General features: G+C 70.9%; 22 protein-coding genes and 2 pseudogenes. 14 read left to right on the top strand and 10 right to left on the bottom strand.

All coding sequences use genetic code 11. The features are described from left to right. Window positions 1-141: 141 nt before the first annotated feature. A complete protein-coding gene (locus tag IH50_RS0133675; protein ID WP_030871151.1) occupies window positions 142-381 on the bottom strand; it encodes a phospholipase D-like domain-containing protein in 240 nt (79 codons plus the stop codon). A gap of 525 nt (window positions 382-906) precedes the next feature. Between IH50_RS0133675 and IH50_RS0133670 the strand changes: the two genes are divergently transcribed. The 5 genes from IH50_RS0133670 to IH50_RS0133655 all read left to right on the top strand — a co-directional run bounded on the left by IH50_RS0133670 (window position 907) and on the right by IH50_RS0133655 (window position 3,778). Further along, the gene (locus IH50_RS0133670; RefSeq protein WP_030871149.1) at window positions 907-1,392 is read left to right on the top strand and encodes a hypothetical protein; all 486 of its coding nucleotides are present in this window, start codon (window positions 907-909) and stop codon (window positions 1,390-1,392) included. Window positions 1,393-1,426: 34 nt separating this feature from the next. Next, on the top strand, window positions 1,427-1,561 hold the full coding sequence (locus IH50_RS43220) for a hypothetical protein (protein WP_267883285.1): 135 nt from the start codon (window positions 1,427-1,429) through the stop codon (window positions 1,559-1,561). 274 nt (window positions 1,562-1,835) lie between these two features. Further along, complete coding sequence (locus IH50_RS0133660) at window positions 1,836-2,972, top strand: methyltransferase (RefSeq protein WP_199822180.1); 1,137 nt, start codon at window positions 1,836-1,838, stop codon at window positions 2,970-2,972. Between the two features lie 177 nt (window positions 2,973-3,149). Continuing rightward, complete coding sequence (locus tag IH50_RS43650) at window positions 3,150-3,284, top strand: hypothetical protein (RefSeq protein ID WP_420709160.1); 135 nt, start codon at window positions 3,150-3,152, stop codon at window positions 3,282-3,284. Beyond that, complete coding sequence (locus IH50_RS0133655) at window positions 3,281-3,778, top strand: hypothetical protein (RefSeq protein ID WP_030871143.1); 498 nt, start codon at window positions 3,281-3,283, stop codon at window positions 3,776-3,778. The genes IH50_RS43650 and IH50_RS0133655 overlap by 4 nt, the downstream gene beginning before the upstream one ends. An 82-nt stretch (window positions 3,779-3,860) precedes the next feature. Here the strand turns inward: IH50_RS0133655 and IH50_RS41820 are convergent, their stop codons facing one another. Together IH50_RS41820 and IH50_RS0133645 are read right to left on the bottom strand one after the other, a co-directional pair. After that, window positions 3,861-4,004 carry a hypothetical protein gene (locus tag IH50_RS41820; RefSeq protein WP_158801378.1) on the bottom strand — a complete coding sequence of 48 codons (144 nt, stop codon included), beginning with the start codon at window positions 4,002-4,004 and terminating at the stop codon, window positions 3,861-3,863. A gap of 6 nt (window positions 4,005-4,010) precedes the next feature. Beyond that, window positions 4,011-4,340 (bottom strand): annotated as a pseudogene (locus IH50_RS0133645) (MFS transporter); the annotation flags it as partial. A gap of 104 nt (window positions 4,341-4,444) precedes the next feature. Between IH50_RS0133645 and IH50_RS0133640 the strand changes: the two are divergent. Continuing rightward, window positions 4,445-4,678 (top strand): Tn3 family transposase, encoded by a 234-nt coding sequence (locus IH50_RS0133640; RefSeq protein WP_037873359.1) that lies wholly within the window; start codon window positions 4,445-4,447, stop codon window positions 4,676-4,678. A gap of 164 nt (window positions 4,679-4,842) precedes the next feature. Here IH50_RS0133640 and IH50_RS0133635 read toward each other — a convergent pair whose 3' ends face one another. From IH50_RS0133635 to IH50_RS0133625, 3 genes are read right to left on the bottom strand one after another with little or no spacing between them, the layout of a single operon-like run. Beyond that, entirely contained in the window at window positions 4,843-5,853 is a 1,011-nt protein-coding gene (locus tag IH50_RS0133635) for a transporter (protein WP_030871134.1), read from the bottom strand. Beyond that, window positions 5,850-6,746 carry an ABC transporter ATP-binding protein gene (locus IH50_RS0133630; RefSeq protein WP_030871131.1) on the bottom strand — a complete coding sequence of 299 codons (897 nt, stop codon included), beginning with the start codon at window positions 6,744-6,746 and terminating at the stop codon, window positions 5,850-5,852. The genes IH50_RS0133635 and IH50_RS0133630 overlap by 4 nt, the downstream gene beginning before the upstream one ends. Continuing rightward, window positions 6,743-7,147, bottom strand: a complete 405-nt coding sequence (locus tag IH50_RS0133625; RefSeq protein WP_030871127.1) for a GntR family transcriptional regulator — start codon at window positions 7,145-7,147, stop codon at window positions 6,743-6,745. Before IH50_RS0133625 ends, IH50_RS0133630 begins: the two co-directional genes overlap by 4 nt. 57 nt (window positions 7,148-7,204) lie before the next feature. Between IH50_RS0133625 and IH50_RS0133620 the strand changes: the two genes are divergently transcribed. After that, window positions 7,205-7,804, top strand: a complete 600-nt coding sequence (locus IH50_RS0133620) for a recombinase family protein (RefSeq protein ID WP_234328294.1) — start codon at window positions 7,205-7,207, stop codon at window positions 7,802-7,804. Between the two features lie 160 nt (window positions 7,805-7,964). After that, window positions 7,965-8,399, top strand: a complete 435-nt coding sequence (locus IH50_RS38190) for a DUF6193 family natural product biosynthesis protein (protein ID WP_234328293.1) — start codon at window positions 7,965-7,967, stop codon at window positions 8,397-8,399. Between the two features lie 241 nt (window positions 8,400-8,640). Here the strand turns inward: IH50_RS38190 and IH50_RS0133610 are convergent, their stop codons facing one another. After that, window positions 8,641-9,219: a suppressor of fused domain protein gene (locus tag IH50_RS0133610; protein WP_030871123.1), complete on the bottom strand. Its 579-nt coding sequence runs from the start codon at window positions 9,217-9,219 to the stop codon at window positions 8,641-8,643. Window positions 9,220-9,446: 227 nt separating this feature from the next. Here IH50_RS0133610 and IH50_RS0133600 point away from each other — a divergent pair. Together IH50_RS0133600 and IH50_RS0133595 are read left to right on the top strand one after the other, a co-directional pair. After that, a pseudogene (locus IH50_RS0133600) lies at window positions 9,447-10,078 on the top strand (IS5 family transposase); the annotation flags it as partial. 96 nt (window positions 10,079-10,174) lie between these two features. Then, window positions 10,175-10,705: a DUF6624 domain-containing protein gene (locus IH50_RS0133595; protein WP_420709159.1), complete on the top strand. Its 531-nt coding sequence runs from the start codon at window positions 10,175-10,177 to the stop codon at window positions 10,703-10,705. A 292-nt stretch (window positions 10,706-10,997) separates the two neighbouring features. On the opposite strand, the gene IH50_RS0133585 is transcribed toward IH50_RS0133595, so the two are convergent. Beyond that, window positions 10,998-11,927: a recombinase family protein gene (locus IH50_RS0133585; RefSeq protein ID WP_030871119.1), complete on the bottom strand. Its 930-nt coding sequence runs from the start codon at window positions 11,925-11,927 to the stop codon at window positions 10,998-11,000. A gap of 196 nt (window positions 11,928-12,123) precedes the next feature. Next, window positions 12,124-12,699: a helix-turn-helix domain-containing protein gene (locus IH50_RS0133580; protein WP_030871117.1), complete on the bottom strand. Its 576-nt coding sequence runs from the start codon at window positions 12,697-12,699 to the stop codon at window positions 12,124-12,126. Window positions 12,700-12,817: 118 nt separating this feature from the next. On the opposite strand from IH50_RS0133580, the gene IH50_RS0133575 reads away from it, so the two are divergent. The 4 genes from IH50_RS0133575 (at window position 12,818) to IH50_RS0133560 (ending at window position 16,747) form a co-directional block, all read left to right on the top strand. Further along, on the top strand, window positions 12,818-13,654 hold the full coding sequence (locus IH50_RS0133575; protein ID WP_030871115.1) for a DMT family transporter: 837 nt from the start codon (window positions 12,818-12,820) through the stop codon (window positions 13,652-13,654). 34 nt (window positions 13,655-13,688) lie between these two features. Next, window positions 13,689-14,396 carry a B3/4 domain-containing protein gene (locus IH50_RS0133570; protein ID WP_030871111.1) on the top strand — a complete coding sequence of 236 codons (708 nt, stop codon included), beginning with the start codon at window positions 13,689-13,691 and terminating at the stop codon, window positions 14,394-14,396. A 46-nt stretch (window positions 14,397-14,442) separates the two neighbouring features. Then, the gene (locus tag IH50_RS0133565; RefSeq protein ID WP_030871108.1) at window positions 14,443-15,342 is read left to right on the top strand and encodes a dihydrodipicolinate synthase family protein; all 900 of its coding nucleotides are present in this window, start codon (window positions 14,443-14,445) and stop codon (window positions 15,340-15,342) included. Between the two features lie 88 nt (window positions 15,343-15,430). After that, on the top strand, window positions 15,431-16,747 hold the full coding sequence (locus IH50_RS0133560; protein WP_063759519.1) for a hypothetical protein: 1,317 nt from the start codon (window positions 15,431-15,433) through the stop codon (window positions 16,745-16,747). Between the two features lie 138 nt (window positions 16,748-16,885). Here the strand turns inward: IH50_RS0133560 and IH50_RS0133555 are convergent, their stop codons facing one another. Beyond that, complete coding sequence (locus tag IH50_RS0133555) at window positions 16,886-20,020, bottom strand: Tn3 family transposase (RefSeq protein WP_037873385.1); 3,135 nt, start codon at window positions 20,018-20,020, stop codon at window positions 16,886-16,888. Window positions 20,021-20,047: the final 27 nt, after the last annotated feature.

Here is a 20,047-nt window from a genome sequence, read left to right as displayed (position 1 = left end):
ACATCCGACGATCGCCCCGGCCGGGCGACGGCTCCTCCCTCGTGCCGGAACGGTCGAACCGTGTCTCCCCGTCGTTCCCGGCCGACGCCCTCGGCGACTTCGGCGGTGGCGGGCATGCCCCGTCCCCGTGCCCCGGACCGCTCACGGCCGGAGCGGCCTCAGCACGCCCAGCCGTTGCAGCTCCGCGATGTGCTCCGCCGCCCGTCGCGGCGCTTCGCCGCCGTTCACCAGCACGCCCGCCCCGATGTTGCGGTGGGCCGCGGACTCGGTCAGGTTGGCGCTGCCCAGGAACAGGGTGCGGCGGTCGGCCACCGCGAGCTTGGCGTGCCGGCGTGAGGGAGGGCGGCCGTCGGGGTCGCGGGCCCAGTGCCACAGGCTCACCCCGGGAACGGAGCCGAACGCCTCGGCCGGCGCCAGCCTGACGGAAGCCGGCTGCGCCTGCTCGACCAGCCCGAGTTCGTTTTGCCCACCCGCTGACCCCTCGCCTCCACGAGTTCGCGGAACCGAAGGCTGTCGGGCGTGGCCCCGGGAGGCCGGTGCGCCCAGTGTCAAGGAGTTGATCAGTGGGTTCGTGGTGAAGCGGCGGGATCGGTTTCCAGGGGCCGTTCCATTGGTCCCCGACGCCGGACATCGAGGACCTGGACGGGTTCACACTGCACCGGCTCCGCCACAGTGCCCTGACACACGGCGCGGAGGGTGGCACCTCCCCCGATGCTGCCAGCTCGCTCCTGCCATGTCTCCGTTCGCTCCCTGGAGCGGTACGCCCGTCTCGGCGTCGACGCGGTCGCCCGGCACGTCGCCGAGCGCGACCCTGCCGCACGCTGCCCGGTCCGGCCCGCGCGCGCATCGGCTCCGAGCAGCGAAACGAGGATGCGAAGGGGCAGTCCTGAACACTACAACGAGGGAATGACCGTCTTCCTCTGTTCCACGTGCGGCACCGCGATCACGCCGGAGCTGGCCGAGCTTGCCGCCGTCCCTGACGTCTCCGACGACGAGCACGACCGGGACAAGGAGACACGCCGGGCGCCTTCCACCGTTCCGCGGGGCCACTACGCGATCGATCCCGAGCCCTGGGGACCTCCCTGCATGCTGCAGGACGATCAGGAGGACCCGAAGCCGGCTCAGTCGCGCGGACCTGTGGTCTGCCGTGAAGAAGGTTTCGTCATCTCGGCGGGGAGCCGACACACCGTGCTGGTCCACCCTGATGACGCCGCCGGCCTTCAGCCACTGCCCGACTGGGCGAACAGCAATGGGTGCTGCGGACCGACAGGCGACGAGGGACTCAACCGGGCCTGCCCGTGCGGCGCTCCGGTCGCGACCCTCGCGGCCGACTGTTTCGGGCCCTTCGAACTGCACCTCGACCCCGTCCGTACCTACGCGTTCTCCCGGTAAGACCGCGAAGCGCACGCGGACGGCTTCGGCGTCCGTGACGAGGACGTGGCCCGCATCTCGCCGTTCGTGCGGCATCACGGTCACCATGCACGGCCGGTACTTCCTCCAGCCGCCCGGCCTGTCCGGCGGGCCGCGCCTGCCGCGCGGCAAGGACGTCACCGACGAGTGATGAGCCGCGTTGGGCGGGGAGAGCTGCCCCCGCCCAACCCATGGGCTTGGTTTGCCCGCGGAGAGAGAGCTGTGCGAGCCTCTTACCCCATCTCTCCGAAAGGGCTGCTCGTGACGCTCGGCATGGTTCTCGGCGACTCCTCCTCTCGCGCTTCGACGCGGGAGCGGTAGCCCTACCTGCCCTGACACACGCGCCCGTGCTACAGCACGGGTCGTTCGCCCTGCTCCTCGTCGAAGTGCTCTTCGTGCCCCGTACGTTCGATCACGAGGAGTACATGGTGTCCACGATCCACTGGACCGAGATGAACACCCCCCGTTCCGCCCGCTGGCATTCCGAGAGCGCGACACCGCCTCCCGGCCGGGTCATCGGCGCGGACGACCGTATGAAAGCCGACGCTGCTCACCGTCTGGCCTGCGAGGGAACCGCCTTGCTGTGGCAGGGCGACTTCCATAACGCACGTCAACTACTGCAAGCGATGGACCGCCGTATCGGCCGGAAACCTTCCCGGCGAGGCGGCAGCCCAGCAGAGTCCTTCCACCTGCACCGCAGGGCCCGGGGCCACCGTGCCCGCGTGCTCGGCAGGCTCCTCGTTCTGCTGGAAGACGGCTACTGCCTGAACCTGCGCAGGGCCCCCGATGTGCGCCAGGCATGCACCGAGGCGTACGGTCCGCCGTCCGAGCCGATGGCCGTCTCGCTCACAGAACTACTGGGCGTGATCGGAGCGCATCAGTGGCGCACGAAGGGCGTGGAGGTACCGGCCCTCGATGCCCGTATTCACCCGCATTACGGCGTGTTCTCCCCCGTCAGGGGCGAATACGTCGACCTCATCGCACGGGCACCGCTCCCCGCGCCGGCGGCCCAGCGCACGGGTCGCCGTACCGCATTCGACCTCGGGACGGGGACGGGAGTGCTCGCCGCCGTCCTGGCCCGCCGGGGGATCGACCACGTCGTGGCCACCGACATCAGCACGCGTGCCCTGGCCTGCGCACGCGAGAACGTCCGCCGACTGCACTTCACCGGACGCATCGACATCGTGGGCCCTGGCCTGTTTCCCGAAGGGCGTGCGGACCTCGTCGTCTGCAACCCACCCTGGATTCCGGCCCGGCCCACCTCCGCCGTGGAACAAGGTGTCTACGACCCGGGCAGCAGCATGCTCCACAGCTTCCTGGACGGACTCACCGCGCATCTCGAACCGGGAGGTGAAGGATGGCTCATCCTGTCGGACCTGGCCGAGCGCCTCGGACTCAGGACGCGCGGCGAACTTCTGGCCGGCATCGAAGCAGCGGGCCTGCGCGTGGTGGACAGGACGGACGCCCGGCCGCGGCATCCACGAGCGAGGGACACCGCTGATCCCCTCCACGCCGCCCGAGCCACGGAAGTCACTTCCCTTTGGCGCCTCGCCGGCGCCTGACGACCAGCGCCGGCTGTCACCGGGGGCGAGCAGACCGGTGACCTCGGCGATCGCCTCCGGGAACGGGTGGAAGTACTTCCGCACATTCTCCGGCTTCCTGTGCCGAGACTGCGCTATCAGCATGAGCAGGCTCGCACCGGCCTCGCCGAGGTGGGCCAGGCTCGAACAGCGCCACTCATGCAGGCCCCACCCGGTGCCGGACGTGCCGCCGACGGCGGTGTGCTCGTCCAGCAGGGCGCGATGCTCCGTGCGTACGGGGTGCGGGTACGACCCGCTGCTCCCGCCGTCACCTGCGGCAAGGTGGCGGCATGACCGTGCACCGTGACCGCCCCCTGTTCTTCCTGGACGTCGACGGGCCGCTCCTGCCCTTCGGTGCCGGCCCGCAGTACGCGCCGACGGGCCCCGGACCGGACGCGCACCTGACACGCCTCGACCCGAGGCTCGGACCGCGGCTCGCGGCGCTGCCGTGCGACCTGGTCCGGGCCACCACCTGGGGAGAGGAAGCCAATACCGAGCCGGCGCCGCGGCTCGGTCTGCCGCGGCTTCCGGTCGTGTCCTGGCCGGAGCCCTCGGCCGCCCACGTACACGAAGACCAGTGGCTCGGGCTCCACTGGAAGACCCGGGCCCTCGTCGCGTGGGCGGACGGACGCCCGTTCGCCTGGGTCGACGACGAGATCACCGACGCCGACCGGGACCGGGTGCCCGCCCACCACCCCGCGCAGGCGCTCCTCCACCACGTCGCGCCGTCCCGCGGTCTGACCGACCAGGACTTCACGATCCTCGGTCCGTGGCTACGGGCCGCTTGACGTTCTCCGCGACAGCCCGCGGGAAGCCGTCGCGGAGCTGTCCGGGCCGTCCGACGATCACTCGATCCGCCACGGCGGCGGATCAGATGATCTTGAGGGCGGGCAGCTGGCCGGAGCCGGGAACGACCCGTACGCCGGGAACGGTGCCGCTGCGGAGTCCGGCGGCCACCGCGCCGGCGCCTACCGGCACTCGGGCCTCGCCGAGGAGGTCCGCGCGGCGGAGCACCGTGGATCAGTGCGACCGCGGTGACGGCTCCGGGCAGGGGTGTGTCTGCCCCGGGGCATTCCTGGGGCGGGGGACCGTCGGCAAGTCGCGGGAGCGCCCGATGGGGGAGAAGAGGAGGACGAGCGCGGCCAGCGGCACGCCGGCCGTCGTGATCCACATGGCCGTACGGAGATCGAAGACGGTTCCCAGCCATCCGCCGAGCAGAGCGCCCAGCGGGATCGTTCCGTAGTTGAGGAAAGCCGTGCTCGCCGTGAGACGCCCGAGAAGCTCCGGCGGGCAGTAACGTTGCTGGAAGCCCGCCTTGATGACGTTGCCGGCCACGACGCCTGCCGACACGCAATCCGGCGCCGCGAGATCTACGTCGCGGGCGGGAGGCGGTGGTGCAACCCGGAGGACGATCTGCCCGGCGACTTCGAGGCCACCCGCACCGTGTACTGCTCGTGCACGTCAACACGTCGCTGCTTCAGCAGGTCCTCGCCGAACCGGCCTGGGCGAAGAAGCTCACCGACGAGGACCGGCGCGGGCTCACTGCGCTGTTCTGGTCCAACATCAACCTGTACAGGACCTTCCGCCTGGAGATGGACAAGCGGCTCGACCTCGCGCCGCTTCTTTCGGTGCCCCGTCCCCGCACCCCGGCGGACACCTCCGGTCAGGCCCTGGCGGAGCCGAGGTGAACCCCGTGCCGACGGGCCGGTGCCTGTACCGGCCTTGGGGGCCAACGGGGCAGCCGATACCGGCGATATTGATCTGAATGGTGAGAGGACCCTGCCGACGCCGCGAGGGGCAGCCGGGTCCCGGCTGCCCCTCGCGGGTGCTCCCGTAGTGGGACTGGCGTCCGTCAGGTCACCCGGCGGCGGATCCACCAGGCGCAGAACCCGGTCAGGGCCAGGGCGAGGCCGAGGTAGAGCCCGGTCTCGGCCCATTGAAGGGCCCAGAAGTTCCCGGCGGGCTGGTACGTCACCTGCTGCTTGTAGCCCAGGGCGCCGAGGTCGGCGAGGCAGCGTTCGAATTGCTGCAGGGTGGGCGGGCCCGACTCGGTGTGCAGGCAGTCGGCGAAGGACGACGGCACCGGGGCCGGCTGACCGGCGGCGTTCAACGTCTGCTGGGAGGTGACCCAGGACCCGGGCACTTCTTCGAGGTGCGCGATGATCTGCCCGGCGTCGTCCTGGATGCTGATCGGGGCGCCGCCGGGCTCGATCGGCAGAACGGTCCGGTCCGCGGCCGCCAGGTGGGACCGGATCCACATCGGCACGGCGATCTGGACGGCGGTGTAGAGGGCGAACGTGGTGGCCATCGCGGGCAGGGTGCGGCGGATGACCAGGCCGAGGGCGACGCCCAGGACGAAGGCGAAGGCGGCGTGGGCCACGGGGACGACACCCCGTGCGGCGAAGGCCACGGGGTCGAGCCGCGGGAAGTACGTGTTCGTCGCGCCGCCGCCGTTGACGGCCCGGTCGATGGGGCTGCTCCACCAGCTCACCGCGAGGCTGGTCAGTCCGGCGGCGGCCATGGAGGCCGCCGCACCGAGGCCCAGCTTTGTTGCCAGCCAGCGCGTGCGGGTGACGCCCTGGTTCCATGCGAGGTAGTGGGTACCGGTCTCCAGTTCACGGGAGATCAGCGGCGCGCCCCAGAACATCCCGATGACCGCCGGCACGGCGAGCACGACCAGCAGCCCCGTGTAGTAGAGGGTCTGGTCCGCACTGGAGACCTGGTCCACCAGGCCGCTGCCGGCTGTCCGGTACAGATCGGCCAGCTGAGGACCGGTGACCATGAAGGTGGCGGCGAGGGCGGCCACGGCGGCGAACATCACGGCGGCCTGGGTGCGGAACTGGCGCCAGGTCAGCCAGATCATCGGAGTACCTCCAGTGCGGGTCGGGTGTCACGTACCGCATCGGCGGGCCGGGTCATGTAAGCCAGGACGATGTCTTCCAGGCCGAGCGGGCTCACGGTCCAGGACGGATCGTGGACCGCGGTGTCGGTGCGCACCAGGAGGGTGGTCTGCCGGTCGGTGTGGCTGGTGGTGATGACGTGCTGACCGGCCGGGAGCGTGCCCGCTTCCCGGCGCGGTCCGGTGAGACGGTGGTGGCAGGCGACCAGGTCGTCGATGTCGCCGGCCACCTGCACTCGGGAGTCGACCAGGACGATGACGTAGTCGCAGGTCCGTTCCACGTCGGAGACCAGGTGGGAGGAGAGCACGACGCTCAACTCGTGCTCGGCCACGGCCTCCATCAGGTCCTGCATGAACTCCCGCCGGGCGAGCGGGTCCAGGGCCGCGACCGGCTCGTCCAGGATCAGCAGCTCCGGGCGCTTGGCGATGCCCAGGGTGAGAGCGAGCTGCGCGCGCTGGCCGCCGGACAGCTTGCCGGCCCGCTGCTCGGGGTCCAGACCGAGGCGACGGATCCGGTCACGCGCCACGGAGTCGTCCCAGTTCGGGTTGAGGCGCCGGCCGAGGTCGAGGTGGTCGGCGACGCTCAACGCCGCGTAGACCGGGGTGTCCTGGGCGACGAAGCCGACCTTGGCCAGCTGTTCCACACCCGCAGCAGGACGACCGCCGCACACCTCGATGGTGCCGGCCGTCGGGGTCAGCATGCCGGAGGCCAGTTTCAATAAGGTCGACTTGCCGGCGCCGTTGGGGCCGACCAGGCCCACCACCCGGCCGGCCGGGACGTCCAGGTCGCAGTTCTGCAGCGCCCAGCGCTGCTTGTACCTCTTGCCCAGGCCCTGGGCTCGCAGGACAGCGCTCACGCTACGTCCTCTCCGGCGGCGTTACGAAACGTGCTCACGAACAGTGCCTCGATGCTCTCGTCGTCGAGCCCGGCCAGCCGGGCCTTGGTCAGCCAGCGCTGCAACTCCTTGCGCAGCGGTCCCTGCGCGGCGAGCGTGCCGTCGGCCAGCGTCCGGGTCACGAACGTCCCGACGCCGGGACGGGCGGCCACCAGGCCGTCGTGCTCCAGCTCCCGGTACGCCTTGAGCACCGTGTTCGGGTTGACCGCCATCTGCCTGGCCACGTCCTTGACCGTCGGCAGCCGGTCCCCCTCCTTCAGCAGACCCAGGTGCAGCGCATGCCGAACCTGCTGGACCAGCTGCTGGTACGGGGACAGGCCGGATCGGCTGTTCAGGTGGAACTCAATCACCCGTTCCTCCATTTATCTAGTTGCCTAGCACTATAGCTCTCTACGTCGGCCATTCGGCAAGGCGTTGGCGTGCGTTGCGGGTGCCGGCCGCTGAGGGGAACCGGCCGTGCATGGCCGGCGCTCGCCGGACCTCGCTCAGGCGTCGACCGCGACCACATCCACGTCGACACCGCGAGCAGTGCGAAGGCGTCCCGGCCCAAGTTCGACTTCGTCCTGCAGCTGCTGCGCGAGGGCGACACGCTGAAGGTCACCAGGCTCGACCGGCTCTCCCGCTCGGTGCTCCACCTGGTGACCCTCGGCGCGGACCTGCGCGAGCGCAGCATCGGGCTGCACGTCATCGAGCAGGGCATCGACACCGCCACCATGGAGGGCCGGGCGATGTTCGGCATGCTGTCGGTGCTCGCCGAGCTTCAGCGCGAGCTGATCGTGGCGAACACCAATGACGGGCTCGCCTCTGCCCGAGCCCGCGGCCGGGTCGGCGGACGCCGACCGAGGCTCACCGAGGACCAGGCCGCGCTCGCCCAGCGGCTCTACGACGAGCGGGAGAAGACCGACCAACAGATCGCCGACATGTTCGGCGTGCCCCGCTCTACGGTGTACGGACACCTCGACAAGACCAAGACCGTCCCACGCCAACCAAAGAAGAGGACGATCACGAAGCCGAGATAGCTACCAGCGGGTCACTTGTTCCCTGGTGTCTGGGCTAGGACCCCGGGGCCGTGTCCGCCTGCTCTTGTCAGTTGTCCTTCACCGAGTGCCGGTCACCGTCACGTATACGCAGCAGAGACCATCCAACGCGCCACCCGCCACCTCCGAGGAGAAGACGCACATGCCCCTCGATGACCAGGACCGGAACCCACGGACACCCGCAGGCGACGAGATCACGGAAGCGGGCTGGCAGGCCGTTCGCCGGGACGGGCGAGTCCGCGAAGAGCTCATCGACGCCGCCTGCCGGGAGCCCCGGCTGCGGCAGCTCTTCCCCTGGACAGGCATGGGAGAACTGCACTTCAGCCGCTGCACCGAACGCCAGTGGACCTGGGACATCCCCTACATCCTGCCCGCCGAGGGGGGCGGCTACTGGGTCTCCGGTCCGCTGCGCACCGAAACAGTCGGTCCGGCCGTGACCGCGGAAACCGCCGTCGCCATGGTCCTCGCGAGGCTGCCGGCCAACGCGGGCCCGGCGTTCGTGGGAACCTCCGAACAGCTTGCGGCCCATGAGGTGTCACTCGTCCCTCACCCGGCAACGACACCGGACGGTGAATGATCCCGACCACCAACACCTCCCGCCTCGCGTCGCCCGCTGAGGTGTGTCGAGGCCGCTTCGCGGCCGGGGAGGACCTCGTGATGCCACGCCGGATCTGCCACCGGTGGCGCCTGCGTGAGCTGATGGCCGTCCGCGGCATCATGCTGTCCGCCTCCTCGCCCGCCTGGTGGCCGGGGCCGGCGGAATCCGGAGCCGATACGTCCCCGGCGGGCACGGGCGGTGGCTTCCGGGGGCCGGAGCCTCAGGCGGCCGATGCCCTGAAAGGGTCGGTGGGGATGATCCCCGCCTCGTCGAAGAGCTGCTCCAGCGCCTCGTGCCCGTGACGCCTGCGGAACTCGATCTCGGCTGGTGTCACGGGAAGGGTCCACAGGATGCGGGCGTGGCCCCCGGGGACGGGGCAGTGTTCCAGGCCGGGTCCGTGGAGGTAAGGCAGGCTGATCAGCAGGTGGTCGCAGGTCGAACCCGGCACCCACGGTTCACCGATCGGCATGCTGTGCTCCAGGTCGAGCCGGTGTCCTCCGCCGTGGTAGGAGGCGATCATCGCCACGAGGTCGATGAACCGCTGGTCGCGAACGGGGGCGGTCATGACGAACTCGAGGCCGTGACCGTCCTTCTCCGTCGCGGCCCAGCATCCGGCGGTCACGTAGGCCCAGCTGTTGCCGCGGGAACCGGGGCCCGCGACGAGAACGCGCAGACCGGGCACCACCGCTCGCCGTTGCGGCCCGGGGGCGTGGTCGACGACCTCCACGGAGTGCCCCTGGAAGAACGCCCGGACGTGTGACTCGACGGCCTCCGCGGCCGGCACCCTCGCATCACTCACCGCGAGATCATCCCAGACCGCGATCGACCGCCCCTGCCGGCTCACTCGGTGTCGTGGTTCTTCCTTCTTGACGGGGTGCCGGTAAGAACACTGTCACCAGCCGCAAACGAGGGGTGTCATGTCCGGCGACGCGCGCTTCAAGAGCCCGATCGACTACGAACGCGAGTACCGAGCCACCCTCGCCGAGGGACTGGCCGCATAGATCGTCTCCACGCTGCGAGGGGATTGACACGGATGCCCGGGGCCGCATCGACTGGTCCATGGTGAGCGTGGACTCCACCATCTGCCGGGCCCACCAGCACGCCGCCGGGGCACGCAAGAAACCACCGCGAGTGCCGGGAAAAGACGCACGCCCCGGCAGCACCGCCCGAATGAGGGACTCGGACGCTCCCGGGGCGGCCTCACCTGCAAGATTCACCTCGCCGGAGAAGGCGGGCGCCGCCCCCTGGCCTTGCTGATCACTCCGGGCCAGTGGGGCGACGCCCCGCAGCTCATCCCCGTCATGGAACGCATCCGCGTCGGCCGGCTCGGCGGCGGGCGCCCGCGCACCCGTCCGGACCACCTCAGCGGCGACAAGGCCTATCCCTCCCGGCGTAACCGCCGCTACCTGCGCAGACGGCAGTTCAAGCACACCATCCCCGAGCCGAAGAACCAGCGGGCCAACCGCCAACGCCGCGGCAACAAGGGCGGACGGCCCACCGGCTTCGACAAAACGATCTACAAACGCAGAAACGAAGTGGAGCGCACGATCAACGCCCTCAAGAACTTCCGGGCCGTGGCGACGAGGTTCGACAGGCGTGTCCATGTCTTCCAGGGCACCGTGACCGTCGCAGCGATCCGGCTCTGGCTTCGGGGGTAGATCCATTATCTCGGTGCAGGGATGCGTCTGTCACCGTTCTCCGGAATGATCTTTACACCCGATTTGCGCCTCTAGGCTTGCAGGCGGACGCAACGCATGGATCTGACCTGGGAGTTGAGAGTGGTGCACGACGTTGCCGCGCTGGCCGTGGAACTGGCGGATATGGCTGCGGCCGATCACCAGTTGGCAGTCCGCGCGAACAGCGATGACCCCGCCGAGCAGCTGGCGTGGCGGCGACTGACCGCTCGGCATGGCGACCGGCTCAACGAGATCATGGAGGAGTACGGCTGGCCGACGGCGGAACTGGTCGGCGAGGAGGCCGCACGCGCGGCATGGCTCATCGCTCAGCACGCCGACCGGCAGCTCGACGTTCAGCGTCGCGCCCTCCAGCTGATGCGGCAGGCGGTGTCGGCAGGCTCGGCCAGCCCGCGCGAACTGGCCTTCCTGCGCGACCGCACGCTGGTCAATGAGGGCCGCAAGCAGGTCTACGGAACTCAGATCGCCGGTATGAAGGACGGGGCGCCGGTTCCTTGGCCCTGTGAAGAGCCCGACCGCATGGACGAACTCCGTGCGGAAGTCGGCATCGAGCCCTTCGACGAGTACGTCGCCAAATTCTCCATGACCTGACGCCTCCTTCCCAGTCACGTCCAGTGGATCACTGCCCGGGCTCACCTGCCGCGGACAATGATCCGCCGGACAGGCCCTAACCGGCGCGGGCATCGCGAAGTCCTCCGCGCGGATCTACCGGATCTCGCTGACGACGTGGAGGTGGATGTTCGCCGGCGAGCGCACGCCGACCGGGCCCGCCCGACGCGGCGCGAAGCCGCCCCTAATCCCCATCGAGGCCCTGTTCTCGTATAGCTACGGTCAGGTGGCGTGTAGCCCTGTGTAACGACCAGGGTGTGGCATTGATGGGTCTTCAGCGTTGGGGTCCGGGCTTGAGGGCGCTGACGCGGTTCTCGTACTCGCGACGGGCTTTGCGCTGGGCCGGGATCGCGGGGAGGCCCTGGCCGCCGTCGAGCGGCTGGCAGCGGGCGAGGAGTCGGTGGTGCACGGCCGGGACGGCGGTGACGCGCAGGGTGTAGCCCTGGCCACGCCGTACGGTCACGCCCTGGTCGAGCGCGGCCCGCTCGACGTCGTCTAGCTCGTCGGCGCGGAGGTAGTCGGCGACCTTGCCCGGCATGTCGAGGGTGACCGGCGACTTCGGGGCGGGGGCGTCCTCCTCGGTGGCGGTGTGGTCGGGCAGGAGGTCGGCGACGGCAGTGCGGATGGCGCCGCGGCTGACCCGGTGGTCGCGGGCGAGGGCGGCGATAGAGCGGCCCTCCAGGTACGCGGTGCGCACGTCGGCGGTCTTGTCGGCCGCCACGGCGGGGCGGCGACCGCCCTTGCTGCCCTTGGCCTCGGCGGCGCGCAGCCCGTCGTAGGTGAGCTCGCGCTGGAGGTCGCGCTGGAGTTCGCCGGCGGCGGCGAGGGTCTGGACCATGAATTTCACGGTGGACAGCAGCTCGCCGGTGCGCGGGTGGCGGGCGGTGAGGTCCATGGCGGAGAACGCGCCGTCGTGGATGCGCAGCGCGACCTGGTCGCGGTGGAGGACGTCGAGCACGTCGAGGATGTGCTGGTTGCCGCGTACGAGGCGGAACATCTCGGAGATGTGCACGGTGTCGCCCGGCCGCGCGTAGGTGAGCAGTTCGCCGAACTTCGCGCGCTGGAGCGGGTGGAGGCGGCTGGAGGTTCCCGGGGCCTCCTCGAAGACGACCGGGTCCTCGATTCCGGCCTCGGCCAGGACGAGGTCCTGGCGGGCGGTGGACTGCTGGTCGGTCGAGACCCGCTTGTAGACCAGGTTCGCCACCGAGAGGCCCCTTCCGTACGGAGGATCGGACCCTATCTGTCGTCAAACCCTGTCAGCAATCGCCATCGGATCTGATTGGATCCGGGCCGCCGCGAACCGCTGGATTGCACGGGTTCATTGGACGCGTCGCCTGCCTGTCGTCAAACGATCCTTTACCGACAGGCGGGCGCTCTGGCCACCCCCGGCCCCTTGAGGTCTACGCGGGGCCGGGAGGCAGGTGGACAGTCATGATCAGGTGGCAGGTCTGGGTGCCGGTGCCGCGGTAGGTGTGGGTGGTGTCGGCGTCGAAGGTGGCGGTCTGGCCGGCGGTGACGGGGTATTCGTTGCCGTCGACGACGAGGACCATCTCACCCGTGGTGACGCTGACGGTTTCGGTCACCCCGGCCTGGTGGGGGTGGCTCGGATACTCCTCGCCGGGTTCCAGTGCCCATCGCCAGACCTCGGTGGCTGCCGGGCCGCCGGTGGTCAGCATGAGCCGGGCCTCGCTGCCGTGCTCGCCCTTCCACAGGGGCATGACAGTATCGGCGCTCACCACCCGCACGCGCTGCTCGGGGCTGCCTTCCATCAAGGCGGAGACGGAGATGCCGAGGGTGTCGGCGAGGCGGACCAGGGTGGCGAAGTTCGGATTGCCTTGCGCTTTCTCCAGGCCGACCAGCGCGCCTTTGCTGACCTTGGCGCGGCGGCCCAGTTCGTCCAGGGACAGTCCGGCGCGGGTGCGGGCCGCGCGGACGTTGTGCGCGAGCGTCCGCAGCGCCGCCTCGGTCTCGGCCATCGATTGATCCCTCCAGCAGCAGTCGGTGCGCTGAACCACGTAGTCGTTCGGTTGACGACCCACGGTCGATGCGATGTACGGTGTAGTCGTTCTATTGATAGTAAGGGATGTACGTACCGTGATCGCTCTCCTGCTGGCCCTGGGCAGCTCCCTGGCCTACGGATGCGCCGACTTCCTCGGCGGCCTGGGCGCCCGCAAGGCCCATGTCCTGCGGACCGTGATGATCGCCGCGCCGGCCTCGCTCACCGTCGAGTTGCTGCTGTGGCCCTTCCTCGGCGCCTCCTTCGCCCCTGCCACGCTCGCCTGGGGCGCGGCCTCCGGGGTCGCGTCGGCTGCCGCGTTCGCCCTGCTCTACAAGACCCTGGCGATCGGCCCGATGAACGTGCTGTCGCCGATCACGGCTCTGGTCTCGGCAATGCTGCCGGTAGGCGTCGGCCTGCTGCAGGGCGAGCACCTGGGCCTGGCCGGGCTGATCGGCCTGCCGCTGGCCCTGGCGGCCGTGGTACTGGTCAGCGCCGGACACGGTGCGAAGTCGGCCCGCCCCTCACGCACCGCCCTGCTGCTGGCCTTCGGCGCCGGCGCTGCCATCGCCCTGCAGCTGGTCTTCCTGCACCAGGCGCCCTCCGACAGCGGCGTCGGCCCGCTGATCGTCGGCCGTGCAGTCTCCTCGGCCGTCACCCTGGCCGCCGCTGGCGTGATGTTCCGGCGGCTGGGCCCGGAGAAGCCCGCGTACGCGATCTCCGCGACGGCCGGCGTGCTGGACTCGGTGGCCAACCTGTTGTTCTTGCTCGCCGCCCGCAGCGGCGACCTCGCCGTCGTCGCCGTGATCACTGCCCTGTACCCGGCCGGCACCGTCCTGCTCGCCCGCAGCGTCCTGGCCGAGCGCATCCACCGCGGCCAGCTGATCGGGCTGGGCACCGCGGCCGTCGCCGTCAGCCTCCTCGCCCTCACCTGACCGCCCCGCACACCACCCCTGGAACGGACCACCGATGACCCGCTTCCGCATCACCCCCGACGTCGCCGCCACCTTCCCCGACACCCTCATCGCCGTCGTCATCGCCACCGGCCTGCGCGGCCACGAGCCGTGGCCGGCCACTACGAGCGCGCTGGAGGAACTGGAAGCCCAGCTCGCGGACGGTGCCTGGGCACCGGCCGACGAAAGCGACCCGCGCATCGAGGCGTGGCATGCCGTCTACCGCTCCTTCGGCACCAACCCCCGCCGCATCCGTCCCAGCGTCGACGCCCTGGGCCGCCGCCTGGCGAAGAAGGGCGCCCTGCCCCGGATCAACCCGGCCGTCGACTCCTACAATGCCGTCTCTGTCCGCCACGGCCTGCCCGCCGGCGCCTTTGACCTCGACCACGTCACCGGCGACATCGAGATCCGCTACGCCGACGGCAGCGAGAGCTTCACCCCGCTCGGCGAACCCGGCACCGTCGAGAACCCCAAGCCCGGCGAGGTCATCTACACCGACACCACCGACGTGCTCACCCGGCACTGGAACCACCGCGACGCCCACCGCACCCGCGTCACCGAGGACTCCACCCGCGTCGCCTTGGTCCTGGAGACCGTCGCCGCCACCCGCGACAAGCAGCTGCTCACGACCGCGGCCAGCGACCTACAAGCCCTCCTGCAGCCGCACTGCGACAGCAGCACCGTGCACTACCTCAGCCTGGCCCACCCCGACGCCACTGCCTGACCCCCCGCCCGTCGTCGAAAGTCCCACACCCCTTTGGAGGCCCGTCTTGTTCACCGGTCTGAGCGCCTTCCCGCTCACTCCCATCCCCGGCAACGGCAATGTCGACGATAAGGCGTACGCCGCATTGGTCCAGCGGCTCGCCGCCGCCGGCGTCGACTCCATCGGCGCGCTGGGCTCCACCGGCTCCTACGCCTACCTGACCCGCGAGGAACGCGCCCGCGTCGCTCGCCTTGCGGTCGAGCACGCCGACGGGGTACCGGTCATCGTCGGCATCGGGGCCTTGCGGACCCGCCAGGTCCTCCAGGCCGCCGAGGACGCGCAGAACGCCGGAGCCGCCGGAGTCCTGCTGGCACCGGTGTCCTACCAGCCGCTGACAGACGAAGACGTCTTCGCCCTGTTCGAGGAGGTCACCGCGAACCTGTCGGTCCCGCTGGTGATCTACGACAACCCCGGCACCACACACTTCACCTTCACCGACGAGCTGTACACCCGCCTGGCCTGGCTGCCGCAGGTCGCCTCCATCAAGATCCCCGCCCTCCCCGCCGATCCCGAGCAGGCCCGGGCCCGCGTCGAGCACCTGCGCCGGCTCCTGCCCGACACGGTGACCGTGGGCATCAGCGGGGACGCGGCCGCGGCCCGGGGGCTGAACGCGGGATGCGACGCCTGGTACTCGGTGGTCGGCGGCACCTTCCCCCAGCCAGCCCTCGCCCTCACCCGCGCGGCACAGGCCGGGCGGCACGAGCAGGCCGAGCAGGAATCGAAGCGTCTCCAGCCCCTGTGGGACCTGTTCGTCCAGCACGGAGGCTCTCTGCGCGTCGTCGCGGCGGCCGCCGCGCACCTGGGGCTGACCGCCCACCGCAACCTCCCGCTGCCGCTGCGCGGCCTGGACGCCAAGGAACGCGCCCACGTCGCCACAGTGATCGAACAGCTCCAGCTCCACACCTGACATCCCGCTGCCGCCCCCCATGAGGGAGGGCGGCAGCGCGTCGCACTTCCTTCCGCACCCCTCGTCCCCCGCAGGAGAACGCGCGGCCATGCGCCCACGCACCGACCATTCCGTCGACGAGCCCGGCTGGGGCCCGCTGGCCCGCTACATCATCGCGGCGACTCTGGCCCGCACCTCCGACGGAGGCGCGGTCGTGGCCATCGTGCTGATGGTCACCGCCGGTGGTGGCTCGGGCTGGCTGGCCGGCGCCCTGGGCGCCTGCATCACCGCCCCCCACCTGCTCGGTCCCTTCGTCGCCCGCAGTCTGGACACCGCACGCGACGGCCGCACCGTCATCGCCGCAGCCTCTCTCGCCCACGGCACCGCCCTGGCCGCCGCCGTCCTGCTCTACCCCCACACCCACCCCGCCGTCACCGCCGCCCTGCTGGTTGTCTCCGGCCTGTTCGGGCCCCTGCTCACCGGAGGCATCAGCAGCCGCCTGCCCGCCATCGCCGGACACGGCCAGCGACGCCAGCGCCGGGCCCAGGGCTGGGACGTGGCCACCTACGGCATCAGCGGCACCGTCGGCCCCACCCTCGTCGCCGCCCTCGCGGCCTGGGCCTCACCCGCCACCGCCGCTCTCACCCTGGCTGCCGGCTGCTTCATCGCCGCCACCGTCATCCGCTTCCTGCCCTACGCCCCAGCCCCCGGCAAAGCCGCAGACGTCCCCCGCCCCATCCGCACCCTCACGGGCATCCTCGCCTCAGGGCCCCTGCGCCGCACGCTGTACCTGACCGTGACCGTCGCCTTCAGCGTCGCCGCCCTCCCCATCACTGCCGTCGCAGGCACCCCCGCCCTCGGCGTCAGCGCCTCCGCGGCCGGACTCCTGACCGCCGCCTACGGCCTGGGCAACCTCGCCGGATCCGCGGGCGTCATGATCCGCCCACCCCGCACCGAAGCCGACCGGCTCACCACCCGCCTCGCCGCCACCATCGCCGCCGCGCTCCTGCTGATCACTCTTGCTCCCTCCTTCCCGCTCGCCATCGCCGCCTACGCCGCAGCCGGCATCGCCAACGCCTACTTCTTCGCCGCCACCCTCGCAGCCCGCAGCGAATACGCCCCCGACAACGCACGCGGACAGATCTTCGTCTGGGTCGGCGCCCTGAAGATCACCGCAGGATCCGCCGGAACAGCAGCCGCTGGCGCTCTCGTCAGCGCCAGCCTCCTCCTCCCCCTCCTCCTGGGCACCGCCCTCACCCTCACCGCCACCCTTCTCTCCTCCGCCGAACGCCACCACCGCCGACGCAACCCGCACCCTGACCTCCCACCGCCCGATGCCCCCGCGGACCCGGACCGCGAGCGAACACGCGACCAGGACTCCGGGCCCCGGCAGGACCGGCGGCCGCACGTCGACCTGACGGACTGAGAACGTCCTGCCGAGACTTCAGACACCAGCACCGGTTTCCCGACCCGTTCCCACTCGGGCCCCGAAGAGGCCCGCGCCCTCGCTGCCCAGCTGCGGGACGAGGCCGAAGGCATCGCACAGCCGCCAAACGGCACGTCCTCACACCTCGTCTTCGCCGTCCTCGACGGCGTCAGGGTCCCGGAAGGGACGCAGGCCCTGGCCGGGGCCGCTGGCCTTGATGTTGAACAGGTAGCGGCCCAGGAAGTTGATGTGCCGATCCTTGAGCGGGGAGAGGCGGGCGACGTCCTCGTCCTTGATGTCGTGGCCCTCAGCGCGGAGCTGGGCGACGGCGGCGTCAAGGTAGCGGGTGTTCCACAGGACGACGGCGTTGAGGACCAGGCCGAGGGCGGCGAGCTGGTCCTCCTGGCCTTCACGGTACGCCTGGCGGATCTGGCCGCGGCCGCCGTGGCAAATCGCGCGGGCCAGGCGGTGGCGGGACTCCTGCACGGTCAGCTGCCTGTTCATCAGCCGGCGGTAGGTGTCGTCGACCGGGTCGACCAGCGCGAGCAAGTGCATGGTCTTGTCGATCCGCCCGTACTCGGCGAACGCGCCCCCCAGCGGGGTCGGGTGGCCCTCGCGGCCGAACATCCGCAGCAGGTCGTAGGCCCGGACCTGGTTGGTGATGAGCGACCCGGCGACGCGGAGCATGTCCGGCCAGTGCGTGGAGATCCGCTTGAGGTTCACCTTGTTGCAGGCGACGGCCTCCAGCGGCCCGTACCCGGCGGCCGGCGCCTGGTCGTCGGCCAGGTCGGCCCGCCAGAACCTCTGGTCGGCGAGGTCGCGGAAGCGTGGGGCGAAGCGGAAGCCGAGCATCTTGTACAGGCCGAAGGCCATGTCGGAGTACGAGGCGTTGTCGGTCGCGACCATCTCCGGCTTCACCCCGCCGTCGAGGTTCAGCAGCGTGTCCAGGGTGTAGAGGCTGTCGCGCGGGGTGCCGCGTACGACCATCGCGCCGACGCCCGCGACCTGGTCGTTGACGGCGTTGAGCCAGGTCACGCCGCGTTTGTAGCCGTAGTACTTCGGTGAGGGGCCGGTGTTGATGCTCTTGACGGGGACGACGAAGCGCAGGCCGTCGACGGAGGCGAGGAGGCCGCCGCCCCACATCTGGGCCAGCTCGATGCGGGACTGGGCGGTGATGAGCGCGGCGTTCGCCGCGGCGATGGTGTCGGCGCGCAGGTAGTTCTGGTCGACGTGGGACAGCCGCGAGCGGGTCAGCGCCTTGTTCTCCGGGTCAATGACCGGGGTCAGGCCGATGTTGCAGCTCTCCGCCACCAGCAGCGCGACGAGCGAGACGAGCAGGCCCTCCATGCGGGTGCGCCGCTCGGAGACATGGCCGAAGGCGTCGAGAAACCCGGTCCAGGAGTGGACCTCGAACAACAGGTCCGGCAGGTCGATCCTCGGGAGCATCGCCTCCGTGGTGGCCTTGAGCCAGGTCAGCGACTCCGGTTCGCCCACCGCGCCGAGCTTGTCCACCGACAGGCGGGCGCGTCCCCCGCCCTCGGGGACGACGATCTCCACCTTCGCGTCGGCGCCGGCTTCCTCCAGACGGTCAGCCATCTGCCGCCACGCCGCGTCCAGCCCCCTCACGAGCTGGGCCAGGTGCTCGTCGGCGTCCTCGGTCAGGGACAGGCCTGCGAGCACGTCCGCGCGCATCGCCTCCCACCGCGGCCCGTCCAGCAACCGGGCACGCGGGTCCGCCCACCGGTTCGACGGGGAGGCGAACACATCGCGCCGGTTCAAGGCACGATGTAGCTGCTCCAGGACGCACACCACGTACGCGTCCCGGTCGGCCGCGCCCTGCGGCAGCTTGGCGTTGGAGAACACCGCCCGCTTCCACATCGCCGGCACCAGCTCGGCGTCGACCTCGCGGGGCAGCAGCGGCCGGTCCTTGACCCGGCGCCGGGAGAGCGCGGGCAGTCGCCGCACGGCCTTGAGGATGCGCCGCCCAGCCGGGGCCGCGTCCAGCGCGTCCGACTCGCCCAGCAGGGACAGGAACGGGCGCACGGTGTTGTAGCGCAGGGCCGGCTTCTCGCGCATCGCCGCTTCGGCCGAGCCGTCGTCCTCGGGCACCAGGGCTTCGACGGTCGCGACCGCCCCGGCCACCGCCGTACGCGGCACGGCCTCCTCGACCGCCGCCCACAGCGCGGCGACGTCCAGGTCCGCCTCGTGCTCGGCGACCAGGTCCAGCTCTTCGGTGAGGATCTTCGACGCCTTCGCCAGGATCCGGGCCGCCTTCTCCAGCTGCGGCAGCATCGACAGGCGCTCGCGGTCCGAGGCCCGCCGGGCCGGGCTGATCAGCCGGTTCGCCATCAGCACCGCGAACAGGTCCAGGGCGTCGTCGACGGCCTGCGCCTCCAGCTGGCGCACCACCGCCGTCAGCAGTGCGGTCCGCCTCGGCTCCGGCGCCCGCAGAATCGTCTGCGCCTTGCTCAGCTGGCCGTACCGGGCCAGCGCGGACAGCCGGTTCACCGGCACCCGCGACAGGTTCACCCGCCCGAGCGCGAACGCGGAGATCTCCTCCACCCGCTCCATGGCCCGCACCATCGCCGTGCCGGTCGACTTCACCGGCGGCGTACGCAGTCGCTCCAGCTCCGAGACCCGCCTGCCCTCCGGCACCACCAACAGCTCCGCTAAGGCCGGCGCGAGCGTCGCATCCACCCGGACCGTCGCGCGGGCCACCGCCTCGTACAGGCGGCGCTCGGCCGCCGTCCGGGCCTCCGACACCTGCCGGGCCAGCACCGAGACGCCCGGCAGCAGCACCCGGTTCTTCCGCAGCCACGTCACCGCGTGGTTGAACAGCGCCACCGGCCCCTCGGCGTGCGTCCACGCCCGCCCGTACAGGAAGCCGCGGAACTCCCGGCCCCACTTCCTGTCGGTGAAGGCGCGGTACTTGAACCGCCTCTGGATCTCGTCCGCGTGCTCATACACCGTCGAGCGCCGCTCGGCGTACCGCTTCACACACGAGGCGTCCGCGATGCCGAGCTGCCCCGCGAGGTACTCCACGGTCTCCCACGGCACGGCGAGCGGGTCCTCGCCCAGGAACCGGCCGACGTAGCGGACCGTGCAGATCTGCACCGCCATGCCCAGCCGGTGCGCGTCCGTACGACGCAGCGCGATCAGATCGCGGTCGTCATCGTCGAGGAAGAAGAACCGCTCCAGCTCCGGGCGCGTGGGCGCCTGGGTGAACGTCCCGTACGTCTCGGCCTGCTCGTCAGTCAGAAACTCCACCGGCACGAAGTGGACCGTAGCCAGCGCCGACAC

It is taken from the genome of Streptomyces sp. NRRL S-37 (assembly GCF_000721605.1).
Lineage (GTDB): Bacteria > Actinomycetota > Actinomycetes > Streptomycetales > Streptomycetaceae > Streptomyces.
Note: the sequence above shows the minus strand (reverse complement) of the source record. Positions and strands in the feature narration are given on the sequence as shown.